The organism is Pseudomonas putida (genome assembly GCF_030159595.1).
Taxonomy (GTDB): Bacteria; Pseudomonadota; Gammaproteobacteria; order Pseudomonadales; family Pseudomonadaceae; genus Aquipseudomonas; species Aquipseudomonas putida_AC.
Genome location: NZ_BSKJ01000001.1, coordinates 492,929 through 513,287, shown reverse-complemented (window position 1 = coordinate 513,287; position 20,359 = coordinate 492,929). Strand labels below are relative to the sequence as shown.

Here is a 20,359-nt window from a genome sequence, read left to right as displayed (position 1 = left end):
GCCGCTGCCCTTGCCGATGCGCGCTGCCCGCTGGCTACGCCACCTGACCCTGCTGTGCGGGCTTCTGCCCGCATTGCTACTCCAACCTGTCAGCGCCAAGGAACGCATCTTCTGGCTGGTGCGCGACCTTCCGCCATTCACCATTTTCGAAGGCCCGGAGAAAGGCCAAGGGGTGATCGACCAGCTGTTGCCGCTGCTGATCAGGCAGATGCCCGAATACGACCACAGCATCGTGCGGGTTAACCGTGCTCGCGGCATCCAGATGCTGCAAGACCGAAACACCTTCACCTGCGACCCGACCCTGCTATGGACACCGGAACGGGCCGAATATGCGCTTTTTTCCATGCCGACGCTGGGTGTGCTCAGTGGTGGCCTGGTGCTGCGCAAGGAAAACCAGGCGTTGGTGGCGCCCTACCTCGACCGTCAGGAAGTGGACCTGCATGGCCTGCTGAGCAACGCCGCACTGAAACTGGGAATTGTTGCCGAACGCAGCTATGGCACGCAGATCGACGCCATCCTGCAGCAACTACCTGATACCGCGCTGAGCCGGCACTATGGCAACGACGCCACCGCTAACTTGCTACAGATGCAAAAACTGGGACGCCTACGCATGGTGCTCGGCTACTGGCATGAAGTTCGTTACTTGCTTCAGCAGCAAGGCGGCTCACTGGCCGACTATGAGTTTCATCCTGTCCAGGGGGTGAAGCACTACCAGTTTCTCCATATAGCCTGCTCTGACAACCCCTTTGGCCGCGAAGCGGTAGCGCATATCAACCAGCTATTGCCGGCCTTGCGCCGAGACGTGCTGCCTGGCCTGTATGCGCACTGGTTGGATCCGTCGTTGCAAGATGACTACCTGGAAGACAGCAAGCGCTTCTTCGAGGCCCCTTGATCGCCTGAAAAAAGAAACCCCGGACGCTGGGGAGGACGCCCGGGGCCAAGCGAAAGCCCTTGGGGATTTCGCGTGACAGCCTTGCCAGCGCCGGAGCAAAGCGCTGGCCGGCTGCCCCTACAGTCTCTGATAAACCACTCAGGCAAAGGTTCCCTGCGGTTGCTGTCGCTGTTGCAGTGCCGCAATCACACAAGGCTGCAAACGCCCTTCAGCTATCTGCAGGTCACGGTGCAGGCCATCCACCAGATCGATCAACAGGCGTTGCTCCTGCAACTGGCGCTCGCTGACCATACGCCGCAAGCCAATGCCGGTGAGGCGGTCATGAACGGTCAGTTGGCGATTGCCATTGGCATCGGTGATGCCGAGGTGAGTCTGATAGGGGGTCAGGGCGTCGTTGAGCAGGCTGCAGATTCTTTCCATCCGGATCACTCGCTGCGTGGTGGGACATAAAGGAACTGACCAGCAGGCGCCGCAGAAAGTTCGTCAAACCGCGCCCGCTTCAGTGAGCATGCGGGGCTGAGATGACAGTTTGAATACGCTGCCCCGGGCGTACCTGCAATGTTTGCAGGGCATGCTGCAGGCGCGGCATCGACAGCGGCCAAGGCAGCTCGGCGAGCACCCACAGCCCCCGGCTTTTGGCTGCCTGGGCAAGGTTATGGCGCTTTGGGGTGGGCTGACCGACGAACAACAGCGCACGCGCCCGGTGCTGCTGGGCGAGCAAGGCGAGGCCTGAGCGAGTTGGCATGGCATGGTCGAGAATCAGCAGGTCGGGGCGACGCTCAGCGTTCAGGCAGGCGTCCAGGTCGTTGGCGTTTGCGCTGATGCGCACGTTGAACACGCCTTGGGCGTTGAGGGCCTGGTGCAGAAGGATCTGGTGGGATGGGCGAGCCTGGTGAATCAACACATAGGGCTGGTGCATGAGCCGCTCCTGGTGGGAGGACCGGCTAAGTTAGCTTTGCGCTCGGCATGGAAGAATGAGATTTTTCCTGCGCAGCCCAAGAAAAATCTGAGATTTTGGGGCTGCTTTGCAGCCCATCGCCGGCAAGCCAGCTCCCACATGTATTGCACATGACCTTGGATCTACGCGATCAAGGTGGGAGTTGGCTTGCCGGCGATGGGCCGCAACGCGGCCCCGGCTGTTACAGAGGTTTGCCGCGATTACCGTGCTGGCTGACAAAGCCCTGAACAGCTTTCAGGTCATTGGCCAGTACCGTGCAACGCTCTTCACGGCTGAACAGGTCGCTGAGGTGTGCTGGCAGCTCCAGCGCCTTGCCCACACCGGCTTTCTCCACCGCTTCCGGGAACTTGACCGGGTGTGCGGTACCCAGCACCACCATCGGCGTGTCCAGGCTGCGACGGCACTCACGGGCGGCCTTGACACCGATTGCGGTATGCGGGTCGAGTACTTCGCCAGTGGCAGCAAACACGTCAGCGATGGTCTCGCAGGTTTGCTCGTCGCTCACGGCCAGCGAGTCGAACAATTTGCGGGTTTCGGTCCAGCGGTCTTGCTCGACGCTGAAGCCGCCACCTTGCTTGAAGCTGGCCATCAACTCTGCAATGGCGCCGCCATTGCGGCCATGCATGTCGAACAGCAGGCGCTCGAAGTTGGACGAAACCATGATGTCCATCGACGGCGACAGGGTCGCGTGCAGGGTTTCCTTGACGTACTGGTTGCCGCTCATGAAGCGGTGCAGGATGTCGTTGCGGTTGGTGGCGACGATCAGTTGGCTGACCGGCAGGCCCATGTTGCGGGCCAGGTAACCGGCGAAGATGTCGCCAAAGTTGCCGGTAGGTACCGAGAACGCGACCGAACGCGCCGGGCCACCCAACTGCAGGGCTGCATGGAAGTAGTAGACGATCTGGGCCATGATGCGCGCCCAGTTGATCGAGTTGACCGCCACCAGGCGGGTGCCCTTGAGGAACGACTGGTCAGCGAAGCTGGCCTTGACCATTTCCTGGCAGTCGTCGAAGTTGCCTTCGATGGCGATGTTGTGGACGTTGTCGCCGAACAGCGTGGTCATCTGGCGACGCTGCACCTCCGATACACGCTGGTGCGGGTGCAGGATGAAGATGTCGACGTTCTCGCAGCTGCGGCAGCCTTCGATGGCAGCGGAACCGGTATCGCCGCTGGTGGCACCGATAATCACCACGCGCTCGTTGCGCTTGGCCAGCACATGGTCGAGCAGGCGGCCTAGCAACTGCAGGGCAAAGTCCTTGAACGCCAGGGTCGGGCCGTGGAACAGCTCCAGCACCCACTCGTTGCTGTTCAGCTGACGCAGCGGGGCGACTGCGGCGTGGGCGAACTCGCCATAGGTTTCTTCAAGGATTTTCTTGAAGTCGGCGTCTGCGATGCTGCCTTCGACGAACGGGCGCATCACCCGGAAAGCCAGCTCGTGGTACGGCAGACCGGCCCACGAGGCGATTTCTTCCTGGGTGAAGCGTGGCAGATTCTCAGGCACATACAGGCCGCCGTCGCTGGCCAGGCCAGCCAGCAGCACGTCTTCGAAATTCAGGGCCGGTGCCTGGCCGCGGGTACTGATATAGCGCATGGGTGCAAACCTTCGATGCTGAGGCCCGGGCCGCGCTGGCGGCCCGACGGCACTAATTCTGTTAGTTGAGCTGTTCGACGCGGATACGCACGACCTTGCCGACCACATCCTGCAGGGCTTCCAGGGCGACGATGGCATCGTTGATCCGCTGCTCGACCACGCCGTGGGTCAGCAGGATCATCGGCACCAGGCCATCCTGTTCCTCCGCTTCCTTCTGCATGATCGACTCGATGTTGATGCCACGCTCCGACAGGATGCTGGCCACCTGGGCCAGTACGCCCGGGTGATCCTTGGCCTGGATGCGCAGGTAGTAGGCGCTTTCGCACGCTTCGATCGGCAGGATCGGGTGGGCCGACAACGAATCTGGCTGGAAGGCCAGGTGCGGCACACGGTTTTCCGGGTCGGAGGTCATGGCACGCACCACATCCACCAGGTCGCCAACCACCGACGAAGCGGTAGGCTCCATGCCAGCGCCCGCGCCGTAGTACAGGGTGGAACCGGCGGCGTCACCGTTGACCATCACGGCGTTCATCACGCCGTTGACGTTGGCGATCAGGCGGTCGGCCGGGATCAGCGTCGGGTGTACGCGCAGCTCGATGCCTTCGGCGGTACGACGCGCCACACCCAGGTGCTTGATGCGGTAGCCCAGGGCCTCGGCATAGTTAACGTCAGCGGTGGTCAGCTGGGTGATGCCTTCGGTGTAGGCCTTGTCGAACTGCAGCGGGATGCCGAACGCAATGGAGGCCAGGATGGTCAGCTTGTGGGCGGCATCGATGCCTTCGACGTCGAAGGTCGGGTCGGCTTCGGCATAACCCAGCGCCTGGGCTTCGGCCAGCACGTCCGGGAAGGCACGGCCCTTCTCGCGCATTTCGGTGAGAATGAAGTTGCCGGTGCCGTTGATGATACCGGCCAGCCAGTTGATGCGGTTGGCTGACAGGCCTTCGCGGATGGCCTTGATCACCGGGATGCCGCCAGCCACGGCCGCTTCGAAGGCGACGATCACGCCCTTCTCGCGGGCCTTGGCAAAGATTTCGTTACCGTGCACGGCAATCAGCGCCTTGTTGGCGGTGACCACATGCTTGCCGTTTTCAATGGCCTTGAGTACCAGGTCGCGGGCGATGGTGTAGCCACCGATCAGCTCGATGACAATGTCGATCTCCGGGTTGCTCGCAACTTCGAACACGTCAGCGGTAATGGGGGTACCGGTAATCTGGCAGTTCGGGTTCTGCGAGCGCATGGCGATCTGTGCCACTTCAATACCGCGCCCGGCACGGCGGGCAATCTCCTCGGCGTTGCGCTGAAGTACATTGAAGGTTCCGCCACCGACGGTCCCCAACCCACAGATGCCTACTTTGACCGGTTTCACTGTGAACTCCCCATTGAACGGCCGGCACGTTTGCCGACCGTGAAACATGCCGTCACCCCATGACGACGGCGTACTGAATTGGATTACTTGGCCAGTGCCAGCTTGGCGACTTGCGGCGCCGGCTGGTAGCCCGGAATGACCTGGCCGCTTTCAAGCACGATGGCCGGCGTGCCATTGACGCCGATCGACTGGCCCAGCTGGAACTGCTTGCTGACCGGGTTGGTGCACTTGGCAGCCTTGATCTCTTCGCCTTCGACCATCTTGTCCATCGCCGCACGACGGTCGCTGGAGCACCACACAGCCTGCAATTGCTGGTCGCCTGGCGAGCCGAGGCCCTGACGCGGGAAGGCGACGTAGCGCACTTCGATACCGCGGCGGTTCAGCTCGGGCACTTCGGCGTGCAGCTTGTGGCAATACGGGCAGGTGGTGTCGGTGAACACGGTAATGTGCGACTTGGTCTCGCCCTTGGCAGGATAAACCACCATCTCGGCGGCTGGAATGCCATTGATGAGCTTGGCGATGCCTTGGCGTTCGGTTTTTTCGGTGAGGTTGACCGGCTTGCCGTCCTGGATCTGGAACAGGTAGCCCTGCATCACGAACTGGCCGTCGGCACTGGCGTACAACACGCGGCCACCCTGCAGTTTCACTTCATAGAGGCCGTTGAGCGGGCTGCTGGCCACGCTTTCCACGGGCACTTCCAGCTCAAGGTTCTGCAACGATTTACGGATGGCCTGCTCGGCACCGGCATTGCTATCGGTTGCCGCAGCAACGGCAAAGGTACTGGCCAACGCCAACGCGGCGGCGGCGAAAAACTGGGTCACGCGCATGGGAACTCCTGAAGGCGGACAGGGGCCGGAGGGCGCCACCTGCGGAAAATACGCGGTGACCGTGCGGCCCTTGGTGCAAACCGCCCAAGCCTACCACATCACACCGCCAGTGAAGGGCCTTGCAAGGACCAGTCGGCGGAACATGAAAAACATTCATCCACGCGGGTGGTGCTGGGCGTGCAGCTGCTGCAGGCGGGCCTTGGCGACGTGGGTGTAGATCTGCGTGGTCGACAGGTCGCTGTGGCCGAGCAGCATCTGTACCACGCGCAGGTCGGCGCCATGGTTGAGCAGGTGGGTGGCAAAAGCATGGCGCAGCGTGTGCGGCGACAGCGGTTTGTCGATGCCTGCCACACGGGCATGGTGCTTGATACGGTGCCAGAAGGTCTGGCGGGTCATCTGCTCGCCACGCTGGCTGGGGAACAGCACGTCGCTGGGGCGGCCATTGAGCAGTTCGGCGCGGCCATCACGCTGATAGCGCTCCAGCCACACGACCGCCTCTTCGCCCATCGGCACCAGGCGCTCCTTGCTGCCTTTGCCCATCACCCTCAGCACACCTTGGCGCAGGTTGACCTGATCGAGGGTCAGGCTGACCAGCTCGGTGACGCGCAGCCCACAGGCATAGAGCACTTCGAGCATGGCGCGGTCGCGCTGGCCGATGGCTTCGCCCAGGTCCGGGGCCTGCAGCAAGGCTTCAACGTCGGCCTCGGACAACGACTTGGGCAGCGGTTTGCCCAGTTGCGGCATGTCGACCTGCAGGGTCGGGTCTACTGCCACCAGCTTTTCCCGCAGCAGGTAACGGAAGAAACCGCGCAAGCCGGACAGGAAGCGCGCCGTGGAACGTGGCTTGTAGCCCTGGTCGAGGCGCCAGGCCAGGTGGTCGAGGATCAGGTCACGGCCAGCGTCGGGCAGGGAAACCGAATGCTCCTGCAGCCAGCCATTGAACAGTGCCAGATCGCTGCGATAGGACACGCGGGTGTTGTCGGACAGGCCTTTTTCAAGCCACAGGGCATCAAGGAACTGGTCGATCAGGGGGTGGTCGAGGGCGGGCATGAAAACTCGGTGGCAAACGGCGGATTGACGCTTAGTCTTTCATAACAGCGCAGGCATAGGGAGCCCACATGAGCGAAGAGCAGATACTACTAAGCGTCGGCGGCATCGGCGCCGCTGCACTCGCGTGTCAATGGCTGGCCTGGCGCCTGAAGCTACCAGCGATTCTGTTTCTGCTGCTGGCCGGGATCGTCGCCGGCCCAACGCTGGGCTGGCTCGACCCCGAGGCATTGTTCGGCCCACTGCTGATGCCGCTGGTGTCGCTGGCAGTGGCGCTGATCCTGTTCGAAGGCAGCCTCACCCTGCACTTGTCGCAATGGCGCGAGATCGGCAGCGTGGTGCACCGCTTGGTCACGGTGGGCGCGCTGGTCACCTGGCTGGTGATCGCCCTGGCAACCCACTCGCTGCTGGGGTTCGACTGGCCGCTGGCGATTCTGTTCGGCACCCTGACCCTGGTCACCGGCCCCACGGTGATCGTGCCCATGCTGCGCGTGGTACGGCCAAAGTCGACAATCGCCAACATCCTGCGCTGGGAAGGGATCATGATCGACCCGATCGGCGCTCTGCTCGCCGTGGTGGTGTACAGCTTCATCATTGCCAGCGGCGACGGCAACGGCTTGGTCCAGAGCCTCACCACCTTCGCCGGCGTCATTTTCTGCGGCACAGCCCTGGGCGCAGCCGGGGGGTTGGCTGCTGGGGCAGATCATGCGCGAGCAGTGGCTGCCGGAGTACCTGCACAACCTCGCATCACTGGCGGCGGTGCTGGGTATTTTCATCGCCGCCAACCAGATCGTGCACGAGTCCGGGCTGTTGGCGGTGACCGTGATGGGCATGTGGCTGGCCAACATGCGCGGGGTGGATGTGCGGCAGATCCTGCACTTCAAGGAAAACCTCAGCGTGCTGCTGATTTCCGGCCTGTTCATCCTGCTGGCCGCGCGCCTCGACCTGCATGCTCTTCTCGGCCTTGGCCCAGCGGTACTGGCGCTGTTGCTGGTGATCCAGCTGCTGGCGCGCCCGCTCAACGTATGGCTGGCCACACTGGGCTCGACACTGAGCTGGCGGGAACGTGCATTGCTGGCCTGGATAGCGCCACGCGGCATCGTTGCCGCCGCGGTTTCGGCGATCTTCGCCATCCGCCTGCACCAGGCCGGGCATCAGGATGCCCTGCTGCTGGTGCCGCTGACCTTCGCCGTGATCATCGGCACCGTGGTTTTGCAAAGTGCCACGGCCAGGCCGCTGGCACGCCTGCTTCAGGTCGCTGAACCGGCCCCCAGCGGGTTTCTCATCGTCGGGGCCAACGGGCCAGCCCGGGCCATCGCCAAAGCCCTGCAACAATTGGGCTGCCGGGTTTTGCTGACGGATTCCAGCTGGGAAAACATTCGCGCCGCGCGCATGGACGGGCTACCGACCTATTTTGGCAACCCCGCCTCGCAGCATGCCGATGCCCACCTGGACCTGGTCGGCCTCGGGCACTTGCTGGGCCTGTCCCCCGCCGGCGAAATCAATGCGTTGGCCTGCGCCAGGTTCCGCCATGACTTCGGGCACGGCCGGCTGTTCGTGCTGGCCAGCGGCCTGGAGAAGCAGCGTAGCGACAAGCACCGAGCTGCCGAAGAGCATCGGGGGCATCTACTGGGGGCCAGCCCGATGACCTATCTGCAACTGGCCAACCGCCTGCATCAGGGCGCCGAACTGTACAGCACCAACCTGACCGAAGGCTTTGGCTGGGATGCCTACCAGGCACTGCATGGCGAGCGTGCGCATGTGCTGTTCGCTCGCGACGGGCATGGCTGGGTACATGTAGCCAGCCCCGACAACCCGTTACAGCCGCAACCGGGATGGACCCTGGTGGCGTTGATCGAGCCAGCCCCGGAGCCCTGACACTCAGGCGCCCGGCAGCACCGGCACCGGGCGCTTGTCCTCATCGATCGCGACGAAGCTGAACACACCGTGAATCGCCCGTTCGCGGCCGTCCAGGTACATGTTCTCGACAAACACGTCCACCTGCACCTGCAGGCTGGTATTGCCAACCTTGATCACCGTGCCCACCAGTTCGACGATCGAGCCCGCCGGAATCGGGTGCTTGAAGTCGATACGGTCGGTGGACACGGTCACCAGCGGCAGGCGGCAGAAGCGCGTGGCGGCAATGAACGAGACTTCGTCCATCCAGGCCAGGGCAGTGCCGCCGAACAAGGTGTTGTGGTGGTTGGTGGTGTTGGGGAACACCGCCTTGGTCACGCGGGTCACCGACATCTCGGTGCGGCGCTGGATTTCCTGGTCTCGGGTAGTCATGGTATTCACATTTTCGGGGGTTCAAAACGCAAAAAAGCAGCCCGAAGGCTGCTTTTTTCTCGCTAGGCGGCCTCGGCCACCAGGCAAACTGTACTCAGGACAGTTTTTCCTTGATGCGAGCGGCTTTGCCGGACAGGTCGCGCAGGTAGTACAGCTTGGCTTTACGCACGTCACCACGACGTTTCACGGCCAGGCTGTCGATTTGCGGGCTGTAGGTCTGGAAGGTACGCTCTACGCCAACGCCGCTGGAGATCTTGCGCACGGTGAAAGCGCTGTTCAGACCGCGGTTACGCTTGGCGATAACAACGCCTTCGAACGCCTGCAGACGGGAACGCTCGCCTTCCTTCACTTTAACCTGAACGACAACGGTGTCGCCTGGTGCGAAGGTCGGGATTTCCTTGCTCATCTGCTCGGCTTCGAGCTGCTGGATGATCTTGTTGGTCATGCTGTGCTCCTAAGATGGATACGCGATCCACCATCGATACGTTTAACTATCGTCCCGCTCGCGGAGGTATTCCTCGAGCAGCTTCTTCTCTTCTCCAGAAAGCGAGCGACTTTCCAGAAGATCGGCGCGTCGTTCGAAGGTCCTACCAAGGGACTGCTTCATCCTCCAACGCCGGATATGTGCATGGTTGCCACTTAGCAACACGTCGGGAACACGCTGATCCGCATACACCTCAGGTCGGGTGTAGTGCGGGCAATCGAGCAGACCGTCGGTGAAGGAATCCTCTTCCGCCGAGTCCACATGCCCTAAAGCTCCGGGCAGCAGCCGTGTAACCGCATCGATCAGTACCATGGCCGGCAGCTCGCCACCTGAAAGCACATAGTCACCAATCGACCACTCCTCATCGACATGAGCCTCGATAAAGCGCTCGTCGATGCCTTCATAACGACCGGCGATCAGGATCAACGATTCCTGTTCGGCCAGGCCTTTGACCGCCTGCTGAGTCAGCTTGCGGCCTTGTGGCGAAAGGTAGATCACCTTCGCCGCTGCTCCGGTCGCTTGCCTGGCGCTAACCAAGGCGTCTTCCAGAGGCTTGATTTTCATCACCATGCCCGGACCACCGCCAAACGGCCGATCATCTACCGTGTGGTGACGATCTGTGGTGTAGTCCCGCGGGTTCCAGCAAGTCACCTGAAGCAACCCCTGTTTCACCGCGCGGCTGGTAATGCCGTACTCCGTGATGGCCGAGAACATCTCGGGGAACAACGTGATGACGTCTACGCGAAGGTTACCCATCGTTTAGAAGTCCGCGTCCCATTCAACCCGCATCACGCCTGCTTCCAGGTCGATGTTGAGCACGCATTGCGCCGTATAGGGCAACAGACGCTCGCGATCATCCAGGCTGCCTGCGCAGGGCTTGACCACCATTACATCGTTCGCACCGGTCTCCAACAGGTGATCGACCTTGCCGAACAGCTGTTCGTCCTGGTTGATGACCTTCAGGCCTTCCAACTGGTACCAGTAGTACTCGTCGGCAGCCAAGTTGGGCAAAAGGCTCCGCGCAATGCAGATTTCGTAACCGCTCAGAAGACGGGCTTCGTCACGATCCTCGAGACCTTTCAGCTTCACGACCAGGCCCTTTTGGGAGCCACGACCGCTGACCAGCTCGACCTGCTTTACCTTGCCTTCGTGCCGAAGCGTCCAGCGCGGATAATCCAACAGGTTTTCAATCGGATCGGTAAAGGAATACACCTTCACCTCGCCGCGAACGCCGTGAACCGAAAAAATCTTGCCAACGACGATGAGGTCATCAGCCTTTTCTGGCGTCGCGTTCATACTGTTCAGGCAGCGGCCTTGGCAGCGTCCTTCAGCAGCTGAGCAACGCGCTCAGACGGCTGTGCGCCCTGGCTCAGCCAGTAGGTGACGCGCTCTTGGTTGACCGACAGCTTGACTTCGGCGCCCGATGCGATCGGGTTGAAGAAGCCAACGCGCTCAACGAAACGGCCGTCACGGGCGTTACGCGAGTTGGTCACGGTCAGGTGGTAGAATGGGCGCTTTTTCGAGCCGCCACGGGCCAGACGAATGGTTACCATGTGAACATCGTTCCTATAGTCGGTGTTGCAGTTTGTACTGCAAATCTGAATGCCAAATAGGCACACGGGTGCCCAAAAGGCCGCATATTCTCGGGGAATACACGGACATTTGCAAATGACTTTTTCGGCAAGGCATTGCCCCACCGTCCAGATTTGCCGGTTGCGCCGCGAAATCCGCGGCCGTTGCCCCGCCAAGGCGGGGGTTCTGGGCGCCTGCCCGACAAAAGGCAGGCGCCCGGAATAGAGGTTTACAGCTTCGGCATACCGCCGCCAGGCAGCATACCGCCCAGGCCGCGCATCATCTTGGCCATGCCGCCTTTGGCAGAGAATTTCTTCATCATCTTCTGCATCTGCTTGTGCTGCTTGATCAGCCGGCCGATGTCCTGCACCTGGGTGCCGGAACCCAGGGCGATACGGCGCTTGCGCGAACCGCTGATCAGGTCAGGGTCGCGGCGCTCGGCCGGGGTCATGGAGTTGATGATCGCTTCCATCTGCTTGAACTGCTTCTCGGCCGCGCCTTGTGCGTTGCCCATCTGCGACAGGTTGACCCCACCGATGCTCGGCAGCTTGTCCATCAGGCCGCCCAGGCCGCCCATGTTCTTCATCTGTTGCAGCTGGTCACGGAAGTCTTCGAGGTCGAAGCCCTTGCCTTTCTTCAGCTTCTTGGCCAGCTTGTCAGCCTTGGCCTTGTCGATGTTCTGCTCGGCCTGCTCGATCAGGCTGAGCACGTCGCCCATGCCGAGGATGCGCGAGGCGACGCGGTCGGGGTGGAACGGCTCAAGCGCCTCGGTCTTCTCACCCATACCGATGAACTTGATCGGTTTGCCGGTAATGGCACGCACCGACAATGCGGCACCGCCACGGGCGTCACCGTCAACCTTGGTCAGCACCACGCCGGTCAGTGGCAGCGCCTCGCCAAACGCCTTGGCAGTGTTGGCGGCGTCCTGGCCGGTCATGGCGTCGACCACGAACAGGGTTTCGATCGGCTTGACTGCAGCGTGCAGCGCCTTGATCTCGTCCATCATGTCGGCGTCGATGTGCAGACGGCCGGCGGTGTCGACGATGACCACATCGATGAACTTCAGCTTGGCTTCGCGGATGGCCGCTTCGGCAATGGCCACCGGCTTCTGGCTGATGTCGGACGGGAAGAACGTGACGCCAATGTCGTTGGCCAGGGTTTCCAGCTGTTTGATCGCCGCCGGGCGGTAGACGTCGGCGGACACCACCATCACGCTCTTTTTCTTGCGCTCTTTAAGGAAGCGCGCCAGTTTGCCGGCGGTGGTGGTCTTACCCGCGCCCTGCAGGCCGGCCATCAGCACCACGGCAGGCGGTGCAGCATTGAGCGCCAGGTCTTCGTTGGCCGCGCCCATCAGGCTTTCCAGCTCGGCCTGGACGATCTTCACGAACGCCTGGCCTGGGGTCAGGCTGCGCGACACTTCGGTGCCGACCGCACGTTCCTTGACGCTATTGACGAAATCCTTGACCACCGGCAGGGCAACGTCGGCCTCGAGCAGGGCCATGCGCACTTCGCGCAGCGTGTCCTTGATGTTGTCTTCGGTCAGCTTGGCCTTGCCGGTGACATGGCGCAGCGTCTGTGACAGGCGGTCGGTCAGGTTTTCGAACATGGTGATCCTTTCAGGCCCAGTAAAAGCCGAGGTTTGTCAGGCACCCTGGGGGAAATACACACCCGCCGGGCACAGCAAGGCGGCGATTATAGCGAAGTGCGACGGCGGCGCACACCTTGGTGGTGGTCTGGGGGATATTCGGTGGCTGTAATGGCCTCTTCACGGGCAAGCCCGCTCCCACACGGTCTGCCAGTCTTCCTAGAGCGGCGGAATCTATGCCAAACTCCGTCTCTTTAAGGCTCTCCACCCAGGACTTATGGTCTCCTCACCCAGCCTCATCCCCAACCTGATCGCCGCTGGCCTATATATAGCCGCAGCCATCTACCAGGGCACGCACCTCGCCCAGGGCCGCAAGGCCGACAAGCGCCTGCTTGGCCTGCTGGGCGCCTTCGCGGTGCTGGCCCAGGCCGGTGCGCTGTTCTTCCAGCTGATCACCCCGCTGGGCCTGAGCCTGGACTTCTTCAGCGCCGCCAGCCTGATCGCCGTGGCGGTCATCACCCTGACCCTCATCGCCTGCCTGCGCATCCCGGTGGAAAACCTGCTGGCGCTGCTGTTTCCACTGGGCGCGGTGACGGCGCTGCTGGCGCAGTTCGCGCCACCTGGCACAGTACCGCTGATCAACGAAGAGCCGGGCATCCTTGCGCATATCCTGCTGTCGATCCTTGCGTACGGGCTGTTCACCATCGCGGTGTTCCAGTCGCTGCTGCTGCTGCTGCAGGACCGCCAGCTGAAGAACAAGCACCCGTCCGGACTGATCCGCAACTTCCCGCCCCTGCAAACCATGGAAAGCCTGCTGTTCGGCTTCCTCTGGGCCGGCTGGTGCCTGCTGTCGCTGTCGCTGATCTCCGGCTGGCTGTTCCTCGACAACCTGTTCGCCCAGCACCTGGTACACAAGACCTTGCTGGCCTGTGTCGCCTGGGTGGTGTTCAGCGTACTGCTGTGGGGCCGTACCCGCCTGGGCTGGCGTGGCCACAAGGCCATCCGCTGGACGCTGGCCGGCTTCTGCCTGCTGATGCTGGCCTATTTCGGCAGCAAGCTGGTTCGCGAATTCATCCTGCATATCTGACGGCCGCTCATGGACACACTGCCGTACGCACCGCTAATCGGCACCCTGGCACTGGCACTGCTATGGTCGGCGCTGTTCACCACGGTGGATGCCGCCCGCCTGCTGCTCAATGGCTCGCTGCGCACCCTTGATGACGGCCAGCCCGTGCTCCCGGCACAGGCCCTGGTGCTGTGCGCCAGCCTGGGCAAACTGCTGGTGCTGGGCCTGGCCTGCCTGGTAGGCCAGCGCCATAGTGGCGAACACGGCTTCTGGCTGGCAGGGCTGGCCGCCACCCTCACCTTGCTGGTGTTTGCCGAGTACATGCCGCGGCGCCTGGCCCGGCGTAACCCGCAAGCCTGCGTCAGCCTCGGTACCAGCCTGCTGAAAGTGCCCCTCGCCCTGCTGCAGCCGCTGGCCTGCCTGCTGGACGGTTTCGCCAAGCTGCTCCTGCGCCCGTTCCGCGTGCAACCCACGGCCGTGGCCCTGCATCCGCAGGAAGCCGACGATTACGACGAAGACGAGGAGCACGAAACAGCCCGCCACGGCCTGCTCGACGGCCTGCAGTCGCTGGACAAGGTCACCGTCAACGACATCCTGGTGCCGCGCAACGAAGTGGACGGCATCAACCTCGACGAGCCGATCGAACGCATCATCGAGCAGTTGATCGTCAGCCGCCACACCCGCCTGCCGGTCTACCACAACGATATCAACCAGGTTGAAGCAATCCTCAACACCAAGCTGATCAGCCACCTGCTGCCCAAGGCTGAACTGACCCTGGAAGCGCTGCACAGCGCCTGCTACGAACCCTATTTCGTGCCGGAAAGCACGCCCCTGCAAATGCAGCTGCTGAACTTCCACAAGCAACAGCGCCGGCTGGGTGTGGTGGTGGACGAGTACGGCGAGGTGCAGGGCATCGTCACCCTGGAAGACATCCTCGAAGAGATCGTTGGCGAGTTCGAGGACGAACAGAGCCTGGAAAACCCCCACGTCCACCCGCAGCCCGATGGCACCTTCGTCATCGATGGCAACGCCTCGCTGCGCGAAATCAACCGTACCCTGGGCTGGCACCTGCCCTGCGACGGCGGGCCGAAAACCCTCAACGGGCTGGTGACCGAAGCGCTGGAAAGCATCCCGGAAAGCGCCGTTTGCCTGAAGATCGGCCGCTATCGCCTGGAAATCCTCGAAACAGAGGACAATTGTGCCAGCAAGGTACTGGTGTGGACCGTGACCCGATAGCTATACTCGGGTCACGCTTACCCAGCCCCGCCGTCACGCCTGCTACCCGCACCCGGCGTTCCACGGCCAGTCCGCTCCACTGACACGCCCCGCGGTCCTGCTTCAACACCCCGAACAGTGCCCGCCCCGCCCCTACCCCCCTTGGGCTATCGTCAGTCGGGCGCACACAACAACAAAACGCTCCGGCGTCCGCGCAACCCTGCCTGCCCTTTGCTCAGCGCAGCGCGCGGGCCATGCCCATGGAGCTGGACCAGACTGTCAGGGACCTACTTAATGACAACCAGCAGCACTTATGCCGAAGCGCCTGCAGCGCCGGTCAACTCGCCGGCACGGGTGGCCACTGCCAGCTTCATCGGCACTGCCATCGAGTTCTACGATTTCTACGTCTACGCCACCGCCGCGGCCCTGGTGATCGGCCCAGTGTTCTTCCCGTCCGGGTCGGGCACCGCGCAAATGCTGGCAGCCTTCCTTACCTTCGGCATCGCCTTCCTCGCCCGCCCGCTGGGCTCAGCGCTGTTCGGCCACTTTGGCGACCGCATCGGCCGCAAATCGACCCTGGTCGCCTCGCTGTTGCTGATGGGCGTCTCCACCACGGCCATCGGCGTGCTGCCGGGCTATGACAGCATTGGCGTGTGGGCGCCGATCATCCTCTGCCTGCTGCGCTTTGGCCAAGGCCTGGGCCTGGGCGGTGAATGGGGTGGCGCGGCGTTGCTGGCCACCGAGAACGCCCCGGAAGGCAAGCGCGCCTGGTTCGGCATGTTTCCGCAGTTGGGCCCTTCGATCGGCTTTTTGGCCGCCAACGGCCTGTTCCTGACCTTGGCCCTGACACTCAGCGACGAGCAGTTCCGTGAGTGGGGCTGGCGTATACCGTTCCTGCTCAGCGCCGCGCTGGTGCTGGTGGGCCTGTATGTGCGCCTGAAGCTCGAAGAAAGCCCGGTGTTCGCCAAGGCTGTCGCTCGCCAGGAGCGGGTGAAAATGCCAGTGTTCGAGCTGTTTTCCAACTACTGGGTGCCCACCCTGCTGGGCGCTGCGGCGATGGTGGTGTGTTACGCGCTGTTCTATATCTCCACGGTATTCTCGCTGAGCTATGGCGTGACCACGCTGGGTTACAGCCGCGAAACGTTCCTTGGCCTGCTGTGCTTCGCGGTGGTGTTCATGGCCCTGGCCACGCCGCTGTCGGCCTGGCTCAGCGACCGTTACGGGCGCAAGCCGGTGCTGATCGTCGGCGGCCTGCTGGCGGTGGCGTCGGGCTTTACCATGGAACCGCTGCTGACCTCGGGCTCGACCACGGGTGTGGCGCTGTTCCTGGCCATCGAACTGTTCCTGATGGGCGTGACCTTTGCGCCGATGGGGGCACTGCTGCCCGAGTTGTTCCCGACTCAGGTGCGTTATACCGGGGCTTCGGCGGCGTATAACCTGGGGGGGATTGTCGGGGCCTCGGCGGCACCGTTCTTTGCCCAGAAGCTGGTCAGCATGGGCGGGTTGAGCTGGGTAGGGGGTTATGTATCGGTGGCGGCGGTGATCAGCCTGATTGCCGTACTGTGCCTGAAAGAGACCCGTAATACCGAACTTTGAGAAAGCCGGGGCTGCTTTGCAGCCCCATACAGTCTCAGATCAGAACTCGACCTTGACCGCCTGCGATGCACGGGTCGCCTTGGCGCGCGCCAATTCAACCGATTCATCACGCGCCAGGCACACGCCCATGCGGCGGGTGCCATTGATTTCCGGCTTGCCGAACAGGCGGATGGCCGTATCCGGCTCGCTCAGCGCTGCGCCCAGGTTGGCGAAGCTGGTCTGCTGCGACTGCCCTTCCGGCAGGATGACCGCCGATGCCGACGGGCCAAACTGACGTACCACCGGAATCGGCAGGCCGAGAATGGCACGGGCATGCAGGGCGAATTGCGACAGGTCCTGGGAAATCAGGGTTACCAGTCCAGTGTCATGCGGGCGCGGCGACACTTCGCTGAACCACACCTGATCGCCCTTCACGAACAGCTCAACGCCAAACAACCCACGGCCGCCCAGGGCATCGGTAACCGCCTTGGCCACACGCTGCGACTCGGCCAGCGCTTTCGGGCTCATGGCTTGCGGCTGCCACGATTCCTGATAGTCGCCCTTCTCCTGGCGGTGGCCGACGGGCTCCAGGAAGGTGGTGCCACCGACGTGGCGCACGGTCAGCAGGGTGATTTCGTATTCGAAGTCGATGAAGCCCTCGACAATCACCCGGCCCTTGCCGGCGCGACCGCCTTCCTGGGCATAGTCCCATGACTTCTGCAGGTCGGCATCGCTGCGCAGCAGGCTCTGGCCTTTGCCCGACGAGCTCATCACCGGCTTGACCACGCATGGGTAACCGACATCGGCCACGGCCTTGGCGTAGTCTTCATAGGTGTCGGCAAAGTGGTACGGCGAGGTCGGCAGGTCCAGCTCTTCAGCGGCCAGGCGACGGATGCCTTCGCGGTTCATGGTCAGCTGGGTGGCGCGGGCGGTCGGCACCACGTTGAAACCTTCGTTTTCCAGCTCGACCAGGGTGGCGGTGGCGATGGCTTCGATTTCAGGCACGATGTAGTGCGGCTTCTCGGCCTCGATCACCGCACGCAGGGCAACGCCATCGAGCATGTTGACTACATGGCTACGGTGCGCCACCTGCATGGCCGGAGCATTGGCGTAGCGGTCGACGGCGATCACTTCGACGCCCAGGCGCTGCAGCTCGATCACCACTTCCTTGCCCAACTCGCCACAGCCGCAAAGCAGTACACGGGTCGCGGTGGGCGACAAGGGGGTTCCGATACGGGTCATTTCAGGTCCTCGAAGGCATCCGGGGCCGCACCTGGCTTGGCACCGCCCGCTGAAAAAGGACCGCTATTCTACACCATCAGCCCGCAACGGCGGCCCGCCGGGCGCGAAATGCCATGGCCAGCCACACGGCCGTGACACCGGCGAACTTGGAGGCCATGGCGGTGCCGACCACCGCCGGGGTCAGGGCGCCGATCATGCCGAAGAAGATGAAGGTATCCACCGGGATGCTCAGCGCCGAGCTCAGCCACAGGCGGTCGCGCAGCGGCCGGCGGGTGACGCTGAACACCAGCCAGTCGATCAACTCGGAAATGAAGAACGCGGTGGCGCTGGCCAAGGCGATGGCCGGCTCCGAGGTGACGTAGGACAGCACCAGGGCCACCAGCATGGCCACCAAGGCGCCGTGGCCGAAGCGGGTCTGCACCATGTCGCGCAGGATGAACACCAGGCCGCCCCAAGCGGACCAGATGATGTCCAGGTGCGGGGCGCTGGAAAAGGCGTAGTTGATCAGCACTACGCTGCTGATGTAGGCAATCAGATAGAACATGGCGGGTCGTCTGTGGGCAAGCCGTACAGATTACCGCTGGCGTCTTCGACAGGCAACGCCGCGCCTACATGACCAGGCCGGCTTCTACTGCCCGTTCATGGCAAAGCTTCAACACCGCCCGCCGCTCGTCATTGTCCATCCGCCCCCAGCGGCCAATCTCCGCCACGGTTCGCTGGCACCCGGTGCAGATATCCTGCTCGTCCAGCGCGCAGATGCTCACGCATGGCGAGGCCACCGGCCGTTCTGCAACATCACTCATCATCAACCACCAGTTCTTGCGCATAACGCCGGGCATTATGCACATAGTGCGCGGCGCTGGCTTCGAGCATGCGTTTCTGTTGCTCGGTCAATTCACGCACCACCTTGCCCGGCGAGCCCATCACCAGCGAACCGTCGGGGATTTCCTTGCCCTCGGCGATCAGTGCATTGGCGCCGATGATGCAGTGTTTGCCGATGCGCGCACCGTTGAGGATCACCGCATTGATACCCACCAGGCTGTAGTCGCCCACCGTGCAGCCATGCAGCATCGCGTTGTGACCAACGGTCACGCCCTTGCCCAGTGTCAGCGGCGAGCCCATGTCGGTGTGCATCACCGTGCCATCCTGCACATTGCTGCCTTCGCCGATATCGATCAGCTCGTTATCCCCGCGCAGTACCGCGCCGAACCATACGCTGGCATCGGCCTGCAGGCGCACGTTGCCAATCAACGTGGCGTTGGGTGCGGCCCAACTGGTGGGGTGGCTTTCGACCCGCAGGTCGCCCAGGCGGTATTTCATGCTTGCTCCTCAGGCTGGAACACAGACGGCGGGGTTGGCCCCGCTCAGTTTTCGATGTAACGCTCAGGGGGCTGGTGCAGGCTGATGCCGGCATCGAACAGCAGGTTGACCAGTTCGACGATCATGATCGCCGACAACCCCCAGATCTTGTATTCGCCATAGCGGTAGCTGGGCACATACCAGCTGCGCCCCTGGTAATCGATACGGTGGGTATGTTCGCGCGGGTCTTGGCGGAAGAATTCCAGCGGCACGGTGAATACTGCCGCGATTTCGGCGTCGTTGGCGCGGTATTCGACGAAGTCGGGAATAACCCCGACGAATGGCGTCACTTTAAGACCATGCAGCGAAATCAGCGGGCTGAGCGGGCCGATCACCTCCACCAGCCCCGGCGGCAAGCCGATTTCTTCTTCGGCTTCGCGCAGGGCGGTGAACACCAGGTCCGGGTCTTCCGGGTCGCGTCGGCCACCCGGAAAGGCCACTTCGCCACCATGGGTGGACAGACCCTTGGCGCGCAAGGTCAAAACCAGTTCGGGCGCTTCGCTGCGAGTAATGGGCAAAAGGACCGCCGCTTCTGGGAACCGTCGGTCGGTTTCCAGTGATGCGGGTTGGTGGTTGCTCATTCGGCGAAGTAGCTCGTCCAGCATTGCGCACGCTCGTATCCAAGGCCTGTCTTGCATGATGCACCAAAGCCGCGAAGCACCCAAGCCCCAGCGCTTGCGCAGCGCCATGCCGGCGCGCCAAGATAGCCTTGAACAAAAGGAACCTCACATGAAATTCTGCAGTGCGTGCGGCCAGCCAGTCACTCAGCGGATTCCCGAGGGCGATAGCCGCCTGCGGTTTGTCTGCGAGTCATGCCAGACGATCCATTACCAGAACCCCAACATCGTCGCCGGCGTGCTACCAACCTGGGGCAGCCTGGTACTGCTATGCCGCCGTGCCATCGAGCCACGCCGCGGCTTCTGGACCCTGCCCGCCGGCTTCATGGAGAACGGCGAAACCCTCGACCAGGCCGCCCGTCGCGAAACGGTCGAGGAAGCCTGCGCCCGAGTCGGGTCGATGAGCCTGTACCAGTTGTTCGATTTACCGCACATCAATCAGGTGCATGTGTTCTTCCGCGCCGAACTGGCGGACCTCGCCTTCGATGTGGGTGTCGAAAGCCTGGAGGTGCGGTTGTTCGAAGAACATGAGATACCGTGGAGTGAGCTGGCTTTCCGCACCGTCACGCGCACACTAGAATGCTACTATCGCGACCGCATCGGGCAGCAATACCCCATAGGCCATGAGTACCTGCCACCGATGAACGTCTCGACCACTACCTCTACATAAAAGA

The 20,359-nt window shown here is 62.6% G+C and carries 22 protein-coding genes and 1 pseudogene; 6 read left to right on the top strand and 17 right to left on the bottom strand.

Annotated elements, in window-relative coordinates; translation table 11 throughout:
• Positions 1-16: 16 nt before the first annotated feature.
• The gene (locus QQL85_RS02350) at positions 17-892 is read left to right on the top strand and encodes a TIGR02285 family protein (RefSeq protein WP_284355018.1); all 876 of its coding nucleotides are present in this window, start codon (positions 17-19) and stop codon (positions 890-892) included.
• A 138-nt stretch (positions 893-1,030) separates the two neighbouring features.
• Here the strand turns inward: QQL85_RS02350 and QQL85_RS02345 are convergent, their stop codons facing one another.
• The 6 genes from QQL85_RS02345 to xerD form a co-directional block, all read right to left on the bottom strand.
• Complete coding sequence (locus QQL85_RS02345) at positions 1,031-1,312, bottom strand: DUF3509 domain-containing protein (protein WP_284355017.1); 282 nt, start codon at positions 1,310-1,312, stop codon at positions 1,031-1,033.
• Positions 1,313-1,391: 79 nt separating this feature from the next.
• Positions 1,392-1,811, bottom strand: coding sequence for a histidine kinase (locus QQL85_RS02340; RefSeq protein ID WP_284355016.1), 420 nt, complete (start codon positions 1,809-1,811; stop codon positions 1,392-1,394).
• A 220-nt stretch (positions 1,812-2,031) separates the two neighbouring features.
• Entirely contained in the window at positions 2,032-3,441 is a 1,410-nt protein-coding gene (thrC, locus tag QQL85_RS02335) for a threonine synthase (protein WP_284355015.1), read from the bottom strand.
• 61 nt (positions 3,442-3,502) lie between these two features.
• On the bottom strand, positions 3,503-4,807 hold the full coding sequence (locus tag QQL85_RS02330) for a homoserine dehydrogenase (RefSeq protein ID WP_060485691.1): 1,305 nt from the start codon (positions 4,805-4,807) through the stop codon (positions 3,503-3,505).
• Positions 4,808-4,890: 83 nt separating this feature from the next.
• Complete coding sequence (locus QQL85_RS02325) at positions 4,891-5,634, bottom strand: thioredoxin fold domain-containing protein (protein WP_284355014.1); 744 nt, start codon at positions 5,632-5,634, stop codon at positions 4,891-4,893.
• Positions 5,635-5,787: 153 nt separating this feature from the next.
• Complete coding sequence (gene xerD / locus QQL85_RS02320; RefSeq protein WP_190870029.1) at positions 5,788-6,684, bottom strand: site-specific tyrosine recombinase XerD; 897 nt, start codon at positions 6,682-6,684, stop codon at positions 5,788-5,790.
• A 68-nt stretch (positions 6,685-6,752) separates the two neighbouring features.
• On the opposite strand from xerD, the pseudogene QQL85_RS02315 reads away from it, so the two are divergent.
• Positions 6,753-8,559 (top strand): annotated as a pseudogene (locus QQL85_RS02315) (cation:proton antiporter).
• 3 nt (positions 8,560-8,562) lie between these two features.
• Here QQL85_RS02315 and QQL85_RS02310 read toward each other — a convergent pair.
• From QQL85_RS02310 to ffh, 6 genes are all read right to left on the bottom strand, one after another.
• Complete coding sequence (locus tag QQL85_RS02310) at positions 8,563-8,970, bottom strand: acyl-CoA thioesterase (protein ID WP_284355013.1); 408 nt, start codon at positions 8,968-8,970, stop codon at positions 8,563-8,565.
• A gap of 94 nt (positions 8,971-9,064) precedes the next feature.
• Positions 9,065-9,415: a 50S ribosomal protein L19 gene (rplS, locus tag QQL85_RS02305; RefSeq protein WP_003252148.1), complete on the bottom strand. Its 351-nt coding sequence runs from the start codon at positions 9,413-9,415 to the stop codon at positions 9,065-9,067.
• Positions 9,416-9,457: 42 nt separating this feature from the next.
• Complete coding sequence (gene trmD / locus QQL85_RS02300) at positions 9,458-10,210, bottom strand: tRNA (guanosine(37)-N1)-methyltransferase TrmD (RefSeq protein WP_003252146.1); 753 nt, start codon at positions 10,208-10,210, stop codon at positions 9,458-9,460.
• Between the two features lie 3 nt (positions 10,211-10,213).
• Complete coding sequence (gene rimM / locus QQL85_RS02295; RefSeq protein WP_284355012.1) at positions 10,214-10,750, bottom strand: ribosome maturation factor RimM; 537 nt, start codon at positions 10,748-10,750, stop codon at positions 10,214-10,216.
• A gap of 5 nt (positions 10,751-10,755) precedes the next feature.
• Positions 10,756-11,007 carry a 30S ribosomal protein S16 gene (gene rpsP / locus QQL85_RS02290; RefSeq protein ID WP_008094480.1) on the bottom strand — a complete coding sequence of 84 codons (252 nt, stop codon included), beginning with the start codon at positions 11,005-11,007 and terminating at the stop codon, positions 10,756-10,758.
• A gap of 248 nt (positions 11,008-11,255) precedes the next feature.
• Positions 11,256-12,632, bottom strand: a complete 1,377-nt coding sequence (ffh, locus tag QQL85_RS02285) for a signal recognition particle protein (RefSeq protein ID WP_103445462.1) — start codon at positions 12,630-12,632, stop codon at positions 11,256-11,258.
• A gap of 256 nt (positions 12,633-12,888) precedes the next feature.
• On the opposite strand from ffh, the gene QQL85_RS02280 reads away from it, so the two are divergent.
• The 3 genes from QQL85_RS02280 (at position 12,889) to QQL85_RS02270 (ending at position 16,488) form a co-directional block, all read left to right on the top strand.
• Positions 12,889-13,698: a cytochrome C assembly family protein gene (locus QQL85_RS02280; RefSeq protein WP_284355011.1), complete on the top strand. Its 810-nt coding sequence runs from the start codon at positions 12,889-12,891 to the stop codon at positions 13,696-13,698.
• Positions 13,699-13,707: 9 nt separating this feature from the next.
• Positions 13,708-14,913 carry a transporter associated domain-containing protein gene (locus QQL85_RS02275; RefSeq protein WP_284355010.1) on the top strand — a complete coding sequence of 402 codons (1,206 nt, stop codon included), beginning with the start codon at positions 13,708-13,710 and terminating at the stop codon, positions 14,911-14,913.
• A 273-nt stretch (positions 14,914-15,186) separates the two neighbouring features.
• On the top strand, positions 15,187-16,488 hold the full coding sequence (locus tag QQL85_RS02270; RefSeq protein WP_284355009.1) for an MFS transporter: 1,302 nt from the start codon (positions 15,187-15,189) through the stop codon (positions 16,486-16,488).
• A gap of 39 nt (positions 16,489-16,527) precedes the next feature.
• On the opposite strand, the gene purT is transcribed toward QQL85_RS02270, so the two are convergent.
• The 5 genes from purT to QQL85_RS02245 form a co-directional block, all read right to left on the bottom strand.
• Positions 16,528-17,709, bottom strand: coding sequence for a formate-dependent phosphoribosylglycinamide formyltransferase (gene purT / locus QQL85_RS02265; RefSeq protein WP_016501237.1), 1,182 nt, complete (start codon positions 17,707-17,709; stop codon positions 16,528-16,530).
• Between the two features lie 76 nt (positions 17,710-17,785).
• Entirely contained in the window at positions 17,786-18,253 is a 468-nt protein-coding gene (locus QQL85_RS02260; RefSeq protein WP_284355008.1) for a VUT family protein, read from the bottom strand.
• Between the two features lie 64 nt (positions 18,254-18,317).
• Positions 18,318-18,515, bottom strand: coding sequence for a DUF1289 domain-containing protein (locus tag QQL85_RS02255; RefSeq protein WP_284355007.1), 198 nt, complete (start codon positions 18,513-18,515; stop codon positions 18,318-18,320).
• Positions 18,505-19,029 carry a gamma carbonic anhydrase family protein gene (locus QQL85_RS02250; RefSeq protein ID WP_016713007.1) on the bottom strand — a complete coding sequence of 175 codons (525 nt, stop codon included), beginning with the start codon at positions 19,027-19,029 and terminating at the stop codon, positions 18,505-18,507. The genes QQL85_RS02255 and QQL85_RS02250 overlap by 11 nt, the downstream gene beginning before the upstream one ends.
• Before the next feature lie 44 nt (positions 19,030-19,073).
• A complete protein-coding gene (locus tag QQL85_RS02245; protein ID WP_284355006.1) occupies positions 19,074-19,673 on the bottom strand; it encodes a CoA pyrophosphatase in 600 nt (199 codons plus the stop codon).
• Between the two features lie 124 nt (positions 19,674-19,797).
• Here QQL85_RS02245 and QQL85_RS02240 point away from each other — a divergent pair, with 124 nt between their 5' ends.
• The gene (locus tag QQL85_RS02240; RefSeq protein WP_284355005.1) at positions 19,798-20,355 is read left to right on the top strand and encodes an NUDIX hydrolase; all 558 of its coding nucleotides are present in this window, start codon (positions 19,798-19,800) and stop codon (positions 20,353-20,355) included.
• The last annotated feature ends 4 nt before the right edge of the window (positions 20,356-20,359 follow it).